The organism is Desulfobacterales bacterium (assembly GCA_029211065.1).
GTDB lineage: Bacteria > Desulfobacterota > Desulfobacteria > Desulfobacterales > JARGFK01 > JARGFK01.
The window spans coordinates 1-15,150 of sequence record JARGFK010000047.1; the positions used below are offsets into that span (position 1 = coordinate 1).

The window sequence follows — 15,150 nt, forward strand, 5'->3', positions numbered from 1 at the left end:
AAATTTTGTTTTTACTACTCTCTCGGGAGTATATTCTCTCCTCTTCTCAATATATAACGTAGGTTCCAAAACTAAAAGTAAAAGGGGTCAAGCCTGCTCTTGACTCTTATTAGGCAATCAAAAGGGTCAAAAGCAGAACCTATGGATTGCAGTTATTGGAAGTTGAGCGATAGCCGACTTCCTCCGGGCTTTTTCTTTTTAATATGATCCGGGGCATTGGTCCGCCTCATTCCTGACAGCCCGGTTATATAATTTTCTTCAGCACTAGCGTGACAAACGTCCCGCCGGACGAAAACCCGTTGACCAGGCCGAACTTTATGGGAATATCCTTTTTTTTATCCCTGACAAACCCCAGCGGACTCAAGGGATCTTTAAGGCCGACGGTGGGCGGAATGCACCCCGCTTTTATCGATAAAGCCATGGCCGCGGTCCTTATCCCCCCTGATGAGAAACTTTCGCCGACAGCCCCTTTAATGGAGCCGATAACCGGTTTGCCGGCCGTGCTGCCGAATACGATGGAAAGCGCCTCGGCCTCAAGGGCGTCCAGCCGAATGCCGCCGTTGGCAGCGGCTGAGACGTAATCGATATCGCCGGGGGCGATGCCGGCGGATTCAAGCGCCCGTGTCATCGCCAGCACCGGTCCCCGGGGGTCTGACGGCCAGTCGGTGGGCGGGGCCGGCGCCGAGCTCAGGCCCCATCCGGCGATTTCACAATAAGGCTCGGCCCCCCGGGCTTCGGCCCGGGTCCGGGCCTCAAGGCATACCACCCCGGCACCTTCGCCGACCACCGGTCCGTTTCGCAAGGTGTCAAAGGGACGCGCCCCCTCGGGCCCGCCGTTTACCGGGGAAAGGGCCTTGAAATTCGTCAGGATTCTGAAGAAGAATTCTGACATAATATCCGTTCCGCCCGCCAGCATGACATCGGCACGCCCCCTTCTGATTTCGGTTGCCGCATAGGCGATGGCGGTCTCGGCCGAAGCCTCACGGTGATTCACGGTGGAATTGATCCCCCTGAACCCAAGCTCGATGGAAGTATGTCCGGCCGGCGCGTTCATCACGGTATTCGGCACCAGAAGGGGACTAGCCATCCCCGGGCCTTGGGTAAATAGAACCCCGGCAAACTGGACCGCGACCTCAGTGCTGCCGAAGGCGGTGCCCAGGACGATCCCCGTCCGATCCCGATTGGCGGCATCTATGCCGACCCCGGCATCATCCAGGGCCATCCTGGCGGATGCGGCCGCCATAGCGGAAATCCGGTCCATCTTGCGGAGGTTTTTTGTGGAGATGAAATCTCTGGGGGTAAAATCATTTACGGCCGCCCCCAGTTTGGACGCAAAAGGGGACGTATCAAAAGCCGCAATCGGGGAAATGCCGCAGTCGCCTTTAAAGAGCTTGCGCGCGAAAATCTCCTTTCCGGCGCCCAGGGGGGTCACCATGCCGATGCCGGATATGACCACGGGGCTACTCATGGACAATCCCCTTGGGGGTGTATCTTCCCAGAACGATGGCGGTGTTGTTCCCGCCGAAGGCAAAAGAATTGGAAAGAACGATATCCGCCTCCGCTTCCCGGGAGCCTTCGGCCACATAATCGAGATCACACTCCGGGTCGCGTTCGGTCAGGTGAATCGTCGGCGGCACAAACCGCCCAAAGATCCCCAGAACCGAGGCAACCCCTTCGATGGCGCCGGCCGCTCCCAGGGTGTGGCCCGTCATCGATTTGGTGGCACTCACCGGGATGTTATACGCCCGTTTGCCGAATACCGCCTTGATCCCCCTGGTTTCCATGAGATCATTGGCCGGTGTGGCCGTGCCATGGGCGTTGATGGCGTCCACCCGGTCGGGAGAAACGTTGCTGTCCTGCAAAGCGGCCGTAATGCAGCGCACGGCCCCGGAAGCCTGGGGGTCCGGCGCGGTCATGTGGTAGCTGTCGCAGCTTACCCCGTATCCCAGCAACTCCCCGTAGATTCTTGCCCCGCGCTTTTGCGCGTGGCTCAATGCCTCCAGGATCATGATGCCGGCACCTTCGCCCAGGGAAAGCCCCTGCCGGTTTTTGTCGAAGGGCTTGCAATATGCCGTATCGACCGCCTGGAGCGCGTTAAAAGCGGCATACGTCACCCGGGAAAGGGGTTCGGCGCCGCCGGAAACAACGAGGGGGGCTATCCCCTCCCGGATCAGATCCCCGGCATAACCGATGGCGGTTGCACCGGATGAACACGCCGTCATGAATGTGGTTTTAGGTCCCATCAACCCGAAGTTTGATGCGATGTGATCCGCGGAAGAGGCGCAGCAAAAAGAGGAAAATTGCGAATACCGGACGCCATTGCCGCCGCCCTTTAGATATTGGCGATAGGCCGCCTCACCCTCCAGCATGCCCCCGGCCCCGCCGCCGATAACAACGCCGGCGTCCGCCTGCAGCTCCTCTGGGAAAGGAAAAAGCCCCGCATCCCTTAAGGCCTCCAGCGCTGCGGCCATGGCCATGAGGTCCGAGCGCGACATCCGCTTTATTGAGAATTGGCGCGGAAGCATCTTCCCGGGAACAAAGTTCTTGACCTCGCCCCCGGTCCGGGTTCTGAAGTCGGTGGTACTAAAAACCGTTACCGGCCCGATGCCGCATACCCCTTGTCCCAGCGCAGCGCTGAATTCAGGCGCATTCCCGGCAATGGCATTTATGGTTCCCAGCCCGGTGATGACGACTCTTTCTTTTTCCATACGTACTTGTTTCTCGGTATGTTTCAAAGGCCTCGCGTTTTATTAAATTCACTCACGTATTCTGCAATCTATATTTTATGACACCATCTTGAAAAATCCCCCTTGCCCCCTTTGATAAAGGGGGAATTTATGCCCCTTCCTTTTGTAAAGGGAGGCCGGGAGGGATTTTAGAATGTTAAGGTATTTATAAAATAGGGTACTAAGTATCTATAACAAAAAGAAATTTTTTTCGCGTCAGGATAACAAAACCGCATCGAAAGTGTCAAGATCATATCCGTGGGGGCAGCTGCGACATGTCCGGCAATAATAGTTGACAGAAAGTTGTAAAAATATCATCATTCCCTACTATGAATTTAATCGATGTGGATATCGACAATCTCATTCCCCACCGCCGCCCCCTGCGGCTGATCGATGAGATTTTTGATGTGGATAAAGACTCAGCCGTGTCTGCGGCAACCATCAGCCCGCAATGGCCGTTGCTGACAGGCGGCGCGGCAAACCCGATTGTGCTGATCGAGCTAGTGGCCCAAACCGCCGCAGCTCTGGGGGGATTAAACCAAAAGAAAGGGGCCTCCGGCAACAGAGGCTTAATTGTCGGGATTAAATCCGCAAATTTTTTCATTGATGAAATCCCTTTGCACAGCCGGATCATCACCCGGTCGACAACCCGTTTGCTGATTGAAAATTTCAAGGAAATTACAGGCGTCGTGAAAATGGATGACGCCGTTATCGCCGAGATCTCGTTGCAGAGTGTATCATTATGAACAAAGTCAGACGCTATCAGGCCGTCGCCGCCGCGATGGTGCTCTTATCGGCCCGGCTGTGTTTCGGCTGGGCCGATACCTGGGACGGTTTAAAGGCTGCCACCGGCACCATTTCCTCTGTCAGCGCGACATTCGTCCAGGAAAAGCACATGAAAGTTCTAATCCGGCCGCTGATATCCGAGGGCCTTCTTTTTTATCAAACCCCGGATTCGCTGCGCTGGGAATATCAGCGCCCGATTCAGAGCATTCTGATAGCCCACGCCGGCAAAACCAAAAAATTCATCCGCAGGGACGGAAAGATCATCGCCGATGCCGCTGCCAACGCCCCGGCCATGCAGTTCGTGATCGAGGAGATTTCGCGCTGGCTCAAGGGGCGCTTTGATGAAAACCCGGTGTTCACCGCCAGCCTGGCGCCCGGCCGCCGGATTGTCCTCACCCCCATCTATAAAGGCATTGCCGAAATGATCCAGCGAATTGAGCTGGTGTTGTCCGAGCGCCCCGGCATCATGGAGTCGGTCATGATTTATGAAAATGAAAATTCCTATACCCGGCTCAAGTTTTCAAATGTCGAACTCAACCGCCCGCTGGACCCCAGGCTGTTTGAGGACGTTCAATGAAGCGGTTTTGTTTTTTACTGGGCATCCTGTTCCTTATCGCTGCCTGCGGCACGCTCCCTAAAGTTGACCCGGTCAGCGGGATGCTCCCGGACGGCCCCCGGGAATGCCGCCGGCTGTTTTTCCAGGGACGCTGGCAGCTCCAGCACGCCATCGTAGCCACCTTGCCGGGAGGACAGCAAAACATGCTCATGGGCATCAGCATCGTTTCTGCCGGGAGCGGCAGCATCCGCTCGATCCTGATGACCATTGAAGGCCTGGTCGTTTTCGAAGCTGAATATGACCGGGACATCCGGATTGTGCGGGCTGTGTCGCCGTTTGATTCCGACCACTTCGCCCAGGGGCTGATCAATGACCTCCGGCTGATTTTTTTCATGCCCGAAGGCGCTTTGGTTGAAACCGGAAGGCTGCAAAACGGATCGACCCTTTGCCGGTATCGTCAATCCGACCGGCTGGTGGTGGATATCGTCAGAAATACCGACGATCACTGGGAGCTCCGGCAATATAGCCGCTGGTTCAGGAAAAAGCGCACGGTGGATATTTTTTTCAACGACAACTTCCGATTCAACGGTTTTCATGCCCCCAGCCGGCTGACGCTTACCACTTTTGGATATGCCGGTTATACCCTTGACATGGACCTGATTGAAGCGGTTTCCTTAGAGGAGCACAAATGAAGTTCAAACTCATATACCCCAAATGGCCGAAGCTCTCCCGGCAGACCGAGTTTCACCTGCCGCCGCACGGACCGGTGGTGTTTGCCGCCACGGTGCCGGATGACGTCGAAATTGAATTTATTGATGAAAATCTCGAGCAGATCGATTTTGACGATCCAATCGATTTTGTCGGCATTTCCATGATGCTCACCCTTCAGGTTAAGCGGGGCTGGCAGATCGCGGATATTTACCGCGCCAGGGGCGTCAAGGTCATTTTCGGCGGAATTGCGACCATGCTGCATGCCGAAGAAACCATGACCCATGCCGACTCGGTTTTTCTCGGTGAAGCCGAAGGCCGCATGGAAAAGGTTTTTGAGGATTTTAAAAAGGGGCGGCTGCAACCGCTGTACGACTATCTGGCGGACCAGGCCCCCATCGAGATCATCGGCGCCGCCCGGCGCGATATTCTGAAAAGAGACCTCTACAATTACAAGGGCATCCAAATGGTCGATCTGGTTCACGCCTCGCGCGGGTGCCGCTTTCACTGCTATCCCTGCGCAGTGGCCTACCTGGGCGGCAAAAAGTTCCGGCCGCGCCCCATTGACACGGTCATATCAGAAATGGAAAACATCCCGAACAACCGCCTCTTTCTGGTGGACAACTCCCTGGCCCAGGATACCCGCTGGGAACTGGAGCTGTTCCGGGAAATGATCCCCTTAAAGAAAAAGTGGTGCAGCCATCCCATCGAGGACAAGCCCGAAGTCCTGGATCTGGCCGCCCGGGCCGGCGCCTGGTATGTTTACCAGGCCGTGTTCGACACTTCCGATTACATCCGCGAGAGAATCCAGCGCTACCATGACCATGACATCGGGGTAGAGGCCACCGTTCTGCTGGGATTGGACAGTCATACCGAAGATGATATCAAGCGCCTCGTCGATTTTCTGCTGGAAATCAACCTGGACCTGGCCGAGTTCACCGTCTTGACCCCCTTTCCCCATACCAAGGCCTATGATGAGCTGAAACAGCAGAATCGGATCTTTTCCTTTGACTGGGATGAATATTCGGCCGACAAGGTGGTGTATCATCCCAAAAAGATGTCGGCTGACAGGCTGCAGGAGCTGCTGCAGTATGCCTGGGATACTTTCTATGGGGATGAGCCCCAGGAAATAAAGATGTTCAATCTCTTTCAGCGGGTGGTTCGAAAGGAAATGGCGGACAATACCTTCAGGCCCCGGGACCGGGCCCTGGCGTCGCGCGCCTTCGGCCGGGACCTGTCATAAATCCCAGGCCCTATACCGTCTGTTTGCAGTGGGTTTCGCGGGTAAAAAAGAGGCTGCATAGCGACAGCGCGGCCCAGAGAGTCATCAACGCAAAACCTGTCTGATAGGTACTCAGGCTGTAAATCGGGACGCCGTTAACCATGGCGCCCTGCCATTTTTGGTCCAGCACCCATCCCACGGCCGGCTGCATCAGTGTCGGCCCGATCATAAATGCCATATTCATGATTCCGGATATGGTTCCCGCAAGTGAACCGGGGACCGATTCTTTGGCAATGGCAAACGTGAGAATAACACACCCGGAGCTGAAGCCCATTAAAATCAAGGCGGCGATGAGAACCGGCAGGGGAAGGTCGGGAATGAAAAATACCACGCCGCACCCGAACAGCGCAGCCGTATATCCGGCTATAAATATGGATTTGCGTTTTCCAACACGGTCGGACAGCCAGCCGAAAAAGGGACCGCCGATACCCCAGGCGACCAGCGCGGCAGATGTCAGCGCCGCAGCCTGATGAGTCGGCAGGTTGTAATGCGCCTTGAGGAAAGGAACCCCCCACAGGCCGCAAAATGTCAGCAGGCAGCCGATGATGCCGCCGGGAACGAAAAAGAGGGGAATGATGTTTTTATATTTGAACACCTCAAATATTCCCCCGATCAGCTGAGCGCGGGATTTTTTGTTTGGCGCCGGAGAGGTGTCTCCGGTATCCGCATATCCTTTCTCGCTGGGAAAATCTCTGGCAAAAACCCAGATGGCGATGCCGATCATAACGGTCCCCAGGGCCGACACGAGCAGAATGGTTCGCCAGTTGAAAAAGTTCATCAGCAGCCGCAGCGGCGTTCCCGCCAGAATGGCCCCCAACAGTCCGGCCAGCAGGGTCGTTCCCGAAACCATTGCAAAAAGACGCGGCGGAAACCAGTTCATCGAGACCTTCAAGCAGCCTACAAAAGCCACCGCGACAGATCCGCCCACCAGGAATCGGCCGATGTTGGCCCAGATAATATGGGGCGCCAGAGCAAACAGAAGAATGCCGATACCGGCGACCAAAGATCCGAGGGTAAGGAGCCGGCGCGGCCCCCAGGTATCGGCTAAAATCCCGGTGGGGATCTGCATCATCACGTAGCTATAGAAATAAAATCCGGACAGATTGCCCAGCGCGGCGGCGCTGATATTAAAATCCCGCATCAGTTCCTCGGTCATGACGGCAGGCGCCACGCGCTGAAAAAATCCCATCATATAAAAAAGAGCGCCCAGCCCCCACACGAACCAGGCTAATTTTAATGGCGGTGTTGCTTTCATAGATATTTATACCTGAGTTTTACACGCGTTGGCGGTTTCCATCTGCAAGACATTTCAGGGTGAAGCCATGGTTAAACGCTATAAATAATTACAGGCGCGGATTCCGTGCAATCCACACCTGTTTCCTGCAATTCACAGGCTGATTTCGTATCTCTATTGTTGCAAGGATATGACAGTATGGCTTAATTTGTCAAGGACTGCTTCATAATAAAATCTAAACGCGACAAACCGACACCATTGATTGATGTCCCGCCCCACCTGTGATATAAACAGACCTTGAAGTTTGAATAAATTTGAATAAAAATGAATGAGATGATTTTTTAGTATGGAAAAAGAGACCAGTTGCATAAATTCCAGAGCCATTCTGGATTATTTAAAACACCAACAGGTGGACGGATCCGCCGTTTGCCGGGGACTTGACCCTGAAATTGACAGCATCGAAGACCCTGAAGGTTTTTTAAGAGACCCCGACAACTGGATTTCCTGCGGCGTCATTTCAAAATTATATCGAAGAGCGGCAGCCGTTCTGAATGACGAAGACGCCGCTTATAAAATCGCCAGATATTCCGCGGAAAACATCTCTTTGGGGTATGTCCAGCGGATTATACTCAAGTCTTTCTGGTCGATCAAAAAAGCCCTCGAGCATGTCCAGAAGATCAATGATCAATTGAATCGCAGCAAAAAGATAGAACTGGTCGAGCTTAAAAAAAACGAGGCGGTTATTCGCCTGCACTGGGCCGCAGGAATGGACGTATCCAAAGACATCTGTCGCTACAACCAGGGCGCCTATACCGCTCTTCCTTTGGTTTGGGGCGGAAGACCGATGACGGTAACTGAAAACTGCTGCCACTTCAGCGGCGCTTCCTACTGTGAATATCATTTAAAGTGGCTTTTCAGAAACAGCTTTAGCGAGGCTTTTTCCCGCCTTTACACCTCAAAGTCCGTTCTGCTGGAAACCATTGAGGAAATGAAGCGGGATAAAATCACCATCGAGCAAAGAACCGAAAAACTGGCTGAAGTCAATCGGAAACTGCTCAGTGAGATCGCCGAACGGAAGCTGGCCCAGAAGTCCCTGCTGGAAAACCAGGAGAAATACCGTGATCTGGTTGAGAACATAAACGATGTCATTTACGAAATTGACGCCGTCGGGAAGATCCGTTATGTCAGCCCGGCCATAGAACCCCTTTTAGGCTATCACCCGCAAGAGTTCATCGGCAGGTCTTTTACGGATTTCCTCTACCGGGAGGACTTACCCCTTGTACAACAGCGCTTTCAAAAAGTTCTTGCCGAGCAAATCATGCCCATCGAGTTTCGGCTTTTAAGCAAGGCCGGCGAAGTCCGCTGGTTTCGCAGCTCCCATCGTCCGGCCTATAAAGCAAGCCGGGTTGTGGGCATACGCGGCGTGCTGTCGGATTTGACCGAATCAAAGCTGCTTCAATCCCAGCTGCAACAGGCCCAGAAAATGGAAGCGGTTGCAACCCTGGCCGGCGGCGTCGCCCATGACTTTAACAACATCCTGGGCATCATCGTGGGCAATACGGAATTGGCCATGGAGGATATTCCGCAATGGGGCCCGGCGCATCAGAATATGGCTGAAATAATCAAAGCCTGCCTGCGGGCCAGAGACGTGGTCCGGCAGATACTCGCGTTCAGCCGGCGCACCGAATATGAAATGAAGCCGGTTCAAATAACGCCCATTATCGAAGACGCTATTAAATTGATACGGGCCTCAATCCCGTCGACAATTGACATCCGCCTAAACCTGAACTGCGATAAGGCCGTTATTCTGGCAGATCCGACCCAGATCAATCAAATTCTTATAAACCTCTGCACCAATGCAGCTTATGCCATGAAAGCCAAAGGGGGCGTATTGCGGGTCGACCTGGAAGAACAGACCGATCCGGATCCGCATATGCTGACTCCGGGAAGATATGTCCGATTATCGGTCAGCGACACGGGCCATGGAATCCCCTCCTGGGACAGGGACCGCATTTTTGATCCCTATTTTACAACCAAAGCGGTGGGGGAAGGCTCTGGGATGGGGCTTGCAGTCGTCCATGGGATTGTAAAAAACCATGGCGGTGCGGTGACGGTGGATTCCCGGCTTCAAGAAGGAACCACTTTCCACGTTTTTTTCCCGATTATCGAAGCGGCGCCCGAACCGGAGGTCAAAAAAACCGAACCGATTCCCGGGGGGACCGAACGGATACTTTTCGTGGATGACGAAAAAGCAATTGTCGATACCACTGCAACCATGTTGGGGCGCCTGGGATATAAAGTCGATGCAAAGATGAGCAGCCGGGTGGCGCTGGAAGCCTTTCGCGCCAATCCGAACGGATTCGACATCGTCATCACCGACCAGACCATGCCCGATATTACGGGAGTTGAACTGACCCGGGAATTGCTGAAAATCCGTCCGGACATTCCCGTCATACTTTGTTCGGGTTACAGTGAAACCATTAATGCCGAAAACGCCCAAGCCATGGGCGTCGAGAAATTTCTCATGAAGCCGATCGTCATGAGTGAAATTGCCGAAATAATCCGAACGGCACTGAATGACCGTTAGGCCCTCTTTTTTTATGCACCCCGCCACCACAGGGATGATTGTCAACCTGCCTGGTCAATGGGAAAAATTTTCGGATAAATCTTAATTGCAATCAGACCGGCTATATACATTGATAATCCAAACATTCCGGACACCCAGAACATTGAGGAGTGGAAATCTCCCATGGAATCCTGTATCAGCAGGGCAATTGTCATGGCAAGAGAGGCATTTCTCAACCCGGTTTCAAGGGAGATGGCCCTTGTCTGAAAATTGATGACCTTGAACGCAGCAGGCACTATTCCGCCTACAACCATCCCTGAAAACGTCAGCAAAAATACCATGGTGTAAAACCGGACGCCATGACGCTCCGTATCTGCAAACCCTTCAAGATTGCTTAAGACACCCGCAACAATCAGGAACAATAAAGCGATAATTCCCAGCAGGCTGAACACGGGTATAAGTTTTTTTGCCAGGGCTTCGTTAAGCTTTCTAAACAGCATGCCGATGCCAAGGGGGATGATTACCAGTACGATAATGGTCAGCGCAATGGTGTTTGTCGGCACTTTTACATCAGGGATATTTCGGCAGTATACATTTAAAAGCAGAGGGACAAAAAATATGGAAAGCACCGTGGACAGGGATGTCAGGGAAACCGAAAGGGCCACATCCCCCTTTGCATAGTGGGTCATTAAATTTGAGGTAACCCCGCCGGGTGAGGCCGTTATTAATATCATGCCCACATAAATATAGGGGTAGTTTTCGTGAAAACCCATTAAATAACCCAGGGCAGCAGCAATCAGGGGCATGACCCCAAACTGAAGGATTTCTCCGATAATAATCCCCCTGGGCTTTGAGATCAGCACGGTAAAATCCTTGCCGGTTAACGTAAGCCCCATGCCGACCATAACGAGAAAAAGCATCAGAATAATCATCAGCTTAAACACCTTGTCAAATACCGATTGTACCGGAGGCGTTATAAACTGTGCAAACTGATAATTTTTGTCCCCGATTTTTAAATTGAGCACCTTTATGTTGAAATCCAGTTTGCTCTCTATGTGTTTTTTCAAATTTCGGTAAACAGGATCCTTCCGATCCGGTATGGTGAGGATGATAATTCTGCCTTGGGTGCTTCTGACAAAAAAAGGAGGGTCTGGTCGGCGCTTCCTTTTTTTACGGAAGCTAAAAATCTTAAATGCCCCTTAAACTCAACCGTCGGGGCATTGTTCCAGTCAAGCGTTCTGGGATCCGTGTTCAATTTCTCGATAAGGTTGCTATTTCCACTCTTGGCAATGGCGGACAGGTGTTTATAAAATGCTTCTCCTGAGGTTTCATCCGCAGCAGCCATTGGGCAGAAAACAAGAAGATATATCAAAACCGACAAGATAACCCGGGGCAGCTCCCGGCTTAAAACCCTTTTTATTTGCGTAAACGCCTTAAAAGTCAATTCCACCTCCCATATGCTGTTGGAAATTCCGTCCACTTCCCTGTTCACCGGGGGGCCACAAATTATGATTTTCACATCTGCAGTATTTAACCCGATATGCTTACCCCAAGCAATAAAATAAAGTTCTTCCAAAAAAATGATTAAAATGGCGGTTCCGGTATGGCAAATTGCGCTTTTGCGGTCCGTTCATGCTGTTCCTGTTTTTTCTTCTTCAGATACATCGTCTGCTTTAAGCCGCGGTCCAGCAACGTATGATAAGCTATGGATGCGGCCGTCCCGCGAAAGATGCGCTTGCCAAAACGTCGTATGACATCCCAATCGATTTCTATGCCCAATCCCGGGGCGTCCGGGATTTTTATACGCCCTTCCTTATCAGGCTTAAAACCTCCTTTGATAAAGCGGGCCCAGTATTCCGGTTTCCAGTTGCCTTCCAGGGGGTATTCAAGCAGGCTGCGTTCATTGGACGGCAAAATTCCCACAAGCTGCAATGCCACGGCAAACCCCAATCCCGTTGTCCAGGTATGCGGACAATATTTGATCTTTTGAGAATCGTTTTTATTCTCCTGGTTGCGCCTTTGGATTTCACGGATTAACCAGTAAACGATGGAGATGCCGCCGGCGTAGGTGCCGCCGGCCATCACAGCGTCCGGTTGATAGATATCCAGGCTGCCGATGTCCAGCATGGCTTTAAAATCGCGCCAGGTCGAGTTTATCTCTCCCCCGGCAATGGGTGTTTTTGTATTTTTTCGAAGCTCGGCCAAAGCTTCAAAATTGCCCCGGTTCAGAGGCTCCTCCAGCCATTTTACGTTGTACTGCTCGATGCCCCGGGCGAATTTCAGCGCAAATCCCAAATCCCATTTCGGCGTTTCGTCAAAAAGATCCACCGGCCATCCCTGGTTGGCATCCACCATCAGGTCCAGCTTTTCGCCGGCAGCGTCCCGGGCGGCTCCGACAAAATCGACCATAGCTGCAAGCTCTCGGCTCTTGACGCGCAGCTTCAAGCCTCTATACCCGCCTTCAATCGCCTGCTTAGTGATTTCTCGGATCTTTGCCGGGTCATGGTTGTGGGTTGAACCTGTGGATACGTACGGATAAACAAACCCGCCGGTCCCCCCCAGAATTTTCCACAACGGTTCGCCCCTGGCCTTTCCGATGATGTCCCAGAAAGCCGCATCAATCCAGCCGTTGCGCATGCCGATATAGGAAAACTCCTGGATGCGCTGGTTGACCAGTTGAATGTCCAGCGGATTGATGCCCATCAGGTAGTTTCCCATGATCGACCCTAACCCCTTTCGTTCGGGTCCCATCCCGGGCATAGCCGCATATCCCTCAATGCCCTGATCCGTGCCCAGTTTAAGCAAATAAAAGCGCATTTCGGATTGTCGAAACCCCGGAATCCAGCTGGGCGTAAAATACGCGGGTTCTGCGAAAAATCCCGGTTTTTTTTCTTCCAACGGTATCTTGACGTAATACAATTCGATGCGGTTGATTTTCATGGTTTTTACCTCTGATATTTAGGGTTGTCGGGCCGGGGTCGCCCGGGCCTCGCACAAAGGTTCCCTTTTTTACGCCTCATCTCTATGGACCGAGTCAGGTGAAAATGCGGGCAGACAGACGGCTATATACTCAGCGCCATCAGCATCAGGCGTGCTGTACTGGACCCACTCATTGGCTTCGACAATGGCTGCTTCACCCGCATGGAGGTCCAATGCTTGTATTTTCGTTTTAACGCGCAGCATTCCTTTTAAAACAACAGTGTATTCATCAAATTCCGGCTTCTGGCCCGGCTCTTCCCATCCTGCAGGACTCACCATGCGGGCGATACTCACGTTTGTTGTCCGGGAATTTACCCGCCCGATGTATTCCTCTATTATCTTTGGTTTGTTGCCGGCAGCTTTAATGACAGTAGGCTTCCTGATTTTTAATACCATTATTTTAGTCCTTGTTTTTGATATGACGGCCGGTATGAGCAGTGCAACCAAGGTCGTTAAATTTTAGTGGCTTTTGTGTCGGGATCGGGTCTGCTCTTCGACCCTGTTTTTCATTCAGGGTTGTTTCAGGGATATATCCAAAACCTTTGCGGGTTTATCGAAGGTCTTCCAGCCATGTCTCTCGCCTTTAGGTATAAAATAGCACGCATGGGCATTCAGCAATCGGCGCTCTTGACCGACGAACATCTCAATCGGGCCTTCTATGACCATGCCGCACTGGTCAAAGGGATGTTCGTGTCCCGTATCTTCCTTTTCGGGGTCTATCTGCATGCAGACCATGATCAGGTTTTCCCCGATTTCCGCCTTGCTCATGATCCCCGGCCTGAACGCTTCCAGTTTGAGGCTGTCTAAATTCCAAAAAGCCATATATGCCTTCTTTCATTTTTTCCGTTAAATGAATTTGAATATTGACTTGGGAATAACGCCGGCAAAGTCAATGAAAATGTAAAGCTTGTTTTTACTCTCTATTCCATTTTTTTGCATGATAGAAGTCATTTCAAAGCCTTGGATCAGGCCTGAGAGCAAGGCGCAAGCCGATGAAAAAGCGCAGCAACCATGTTGGGGTTGTGAGCATTTTGAAGAGGTTTGCAACGCGGCTATCAGGCCTCAGACGGGGTTTTGAAACGACTTCAAGGCTTATATCCTCATTTGACCTTTAGCCCGCCGTATCTCCTCTTTTACAAGCTCGCTGGTTTCATCAATAAGCTCTTTTAAAGCCGTCAGCGCTTCCGGCCCGCCGATACGGCCGATGGCCCACACCGCCATTGCGCGCACACGCTCATCCGTATTCTCTTTGAAGGCACGGACGAGATCTGCAATATATTTTTCGTCGCGGCTGTTTCCCATCACCCGCGCCACGTTCATCTTCCAGCGCCATATGTCTTGATAGGACATATAGAACATGTGGGGCCATATTTTAGCTTCAAAATATTCCCGGTCCATGTGCAGCAGGCGTGACAGCTCAAAGTAGTCCGCCTTTGCGGCAACTTTTTCATTGATGGGAAGATCCATTGCGAGCCAGGGCTGGTTTCGCGGGCAGACATTCTGGCACCTGTCGCAACCATATACAAACATGCCCATGGGTTCCCTTAATTCCAAAGGGGTTGTGCCTTCGCCAAAATAGGTGAGATAGGATATGCATTTGCGCGGATCTATCCGGCTGTTTCCCGTTAATGCCTTTGTCGGACAGGCCGCAATGCAGGTGTTTCGGCACCAGTCCGGACAGCCTATTTCCATGGTCGGCACGCCGGGTTCAAACGCCTCGTCGATAACGACGGCAATGGGAAGGGTCCAGGATCCCCCCCGGGCCGCCTTGTTGGAATAGAACAGGCAGTTTTTCCCAAAGGTGCCCATCCCCGCACGAGCCGCAGCCACCCGGTGCGGCAAATTGAACGGCACCTTCGAATCGATGCCGTTATCCCGCAGAAATGATCGGAACGCTTTGATCCGCCGGCTCAGTCCATCCCGGGTCACCCGGTCATCATCGAGGTAGCAGCGCCCGAAGTTCCCTTCCATGGAACGCGGGTAGGACTTTCTGAAATAGACCTCCATGAGGACGATAATCGTTTTTGCATTCGGCAGGATTGTTTTGGGGTCTGTACCGTTTAACAGCTCAAGACCGACAGCCTCAGCCCATTCATACGCTTCACGCCTGTCCAGGAGCAACTGCTTATGCTCCGGGAACGGATCGGCCGTTGTAAAGCCGACGTCTTCGAAGCCATTCTCATGGGCTGCCTTGATAATATCCGATTTGGTTATCATTTTATTCTCTTGATGTGTTTGGTTTTGGCTTTTCGCTTTTGTTAGAATCTTATAAGAGTCAAGAACAGGCCTCCTTATTCAGACGGCGTGGGCAGC

At 52.4% G+C, this 15,150-nt stretch carries 14 protein-coding genes; 5 read left to right on the plus strand and 9 right to left on the minus strand.

Annotation, left to right across the window (positions count from 1 at the left end; genetic code table 11):
• Positions 1 to 244: 244 nt before the first annotated feature.
• Complete coding sequence (locus tag P1P89_11825) at positions 245 to 1,468, minus strand: beta-ketoacyl-[acyl-carrier-protein] synthase family protein (GenBank protein ID MDF1592197.1); 1,224 nt, start codon at positions 1,466 to 1,468, stop codon at positions 245 to 247.
• Complete coding sequence (locus tag P1P89_11830) at positions 1,461 to 2,708, minus strand: beta-ketoacyl-[acyl-carrier-protein] synthase family protein (GenBank protein MDF1592198.1); 1,248 nt, start codon at positions 2,706 to 2,708, stop codon at positions 1,461 to 1,463. The genes P1P89_11825 and P1P89_11830 overlap by 8 nt, the downstream gene beginning before the upstream one ends.
• Before the next feature lie 347 nt (positions 2,709 to 3,055).
• Between P1P89_11830 and P1P89_11835 the strand changes: the two genes are divergently transcribed.
• From P1P89_11835 to P1P89_11850, 4 genes are read left to right on the plus strand one after another with little or no spacing between them, the layout of a single operon-like run.
• A complete protein-coding gene (locus P1P89_11835; GenBank protein MDF1592199.1) occupies positions 3,056 to 3,472 on the plus strand; it encodes a hypothetical protein in 417 nt (138 codons plus the stop codon).
• On the plus strand, positions 3,469 to 4,089 hold the full coding sequence (locus P1P89_11840; protein ID MDF1592200.1) for an outer membrane lipoprotein carrier protein LolA: 621 nt from the start codon (positions 3,469 to 3,471) through the stop codon (positions 4,087 to 4,089). Before P1P89_11835 ends, P1P89_11840 begins: the two co-directional genes overlap by 4 nt.
• Positions 4,086 to 4,760, plus strand: a complete 675-nt coding sequence (locus tag P1P89_11845) for a hypothetical protein (protein ID MDF1592201.1) — start codon at positions 4,086 to 4,088, stop codon at positions 4,758 to 4,760. The genes P1P89_11840 and P1P89_11845 overlap by 4 nt, the downstream gene beginning before the upstream one ends.
• The gene (locus P1P89_11850) at positions 4,757 to 6,019 is read left to right on the plus strand and encodes a radical SAM protein (protein ID MDF1592202.1); all 1,263 of its coding nucleotides are present in this window, start codon (positions 4,757 to 4,759) and stop codon (positions 6,017 to 6,019) included. Before P1P89_11845 ends, P1P89_11850 begins: the two co-directional genes overlap by 4 nt.
• 10 nt (positions 6,020 to 6,029) lie before the next feature.
• Here P1P89_11850 and P1P89_11855 read toward each other — a convergent pair whose 3' ends face one another.
• Entirely contained in the window at positions 6,030 to 7,313 is a 1,284-nt protein-coding gene (locus P1P89_11855; GenBank protein ID MDF1592203.1) for an MFS transporter, read from the minus strand.
• A 325-nt stretch (positions 7,314 to 7,638) separates the two neighbouring features.
• Here P1P89_11855 and P1P89_11860 point away from each other — a divergent pair, with 325 nt between their 5' ends.
• The gene (locus P1P89_11860) at positions 7,639 to 9,879 is read left to right on the plus strand and encodes a PAS domain S-box protein (GenBank protein MDF1592204.1); all 2,241 of its coding nucleotides are present in this window, start codon (positions 7,639 to 7,641) and stop codon (positions 9,877 to 9,879) included.
• Positions 9,880 to 9,920: 41 nt separating this feature from the next.
• Here P1P89_11860 and P1P89_11865 read toward each other — a convergent pair whose 3' ends face one another.
• The 6 genes from P1P89_11865 to P1P89_11890 form a co-directional block, all read right to left on the minus strand.
• A complete protein-coding gene (locus P1P89_11865) occupies positions 9,921 to 10,925 on the minus strand; it encodes a bile acid:sodium symporter family protein (protein ID MDF1592205.1) in 1,005 nt (334 codons plus the stop codon).
• Complete coding sequence (locus P1P89_11870) at positions 10,922 to 11,338, minus strand: hypothetical protein (protein MDF1592206.1); 417 nt, start codon at positions 11,336 to 11,338, stop codon at positions 10,922 to 10,924. Before P1P89_11870 ends, P1P89_11865 begins: the two co-directional genes overlap by 4 nt.
• A 104-nt stretch (positions 11,339 to 11,442) precedes the next feature.
• Positions 11,443 to 12,798, minus strand: a complete 1,356-nt coding sequence (locus P1P89_11875) for a mandelate racemase/muconate lactonizing enzyme family protein (protein MDF1592207.1) — start codon at positions 12,796 to 12,798, stop codon at positions 11,443 to 11,445.
• A 69-nt stretch (positions 12,799 to 12,867) separates the two neighbouring features.
• Positions 12,868 to 13,233, minus strand: coding sequence for a hypothetical protein (locus tag P1P89_11880; protein ID MDF1592208.1), 366 nt, complete (start codon positions 13,231 to 13,233; stop codon positions 12,868 to 12,870).
• 114 nt (positions 13,234 to 13,347) lie between these two features.
• Positions 13,348 to 13,659 (minus strand): cupin domain-containing protein, encoded by a 312-nt coding sequence (locus tag P1P89_11885; protein ID MDF1592209.1) that lies wholly within the window; start codon positions 13,657 to 13,659, stop codon positions 13,348 to 13,350.
• 270 nt (positions 13,660 to 13,929) lie between these two features.
• Positions 13,930 to 15,054, minus strand: coding sequence for a HEAT repeat domain-containing protein (locus tag P1P89_11890; GenBank protein MDF1592210.1), 1,125 nt, complete (start codon positions 15,052 to 15,054; stop codon positions 13,930 to 13,932).
• Positions 15,055 to 15,150: the final 96 nt, after the last annotated feature.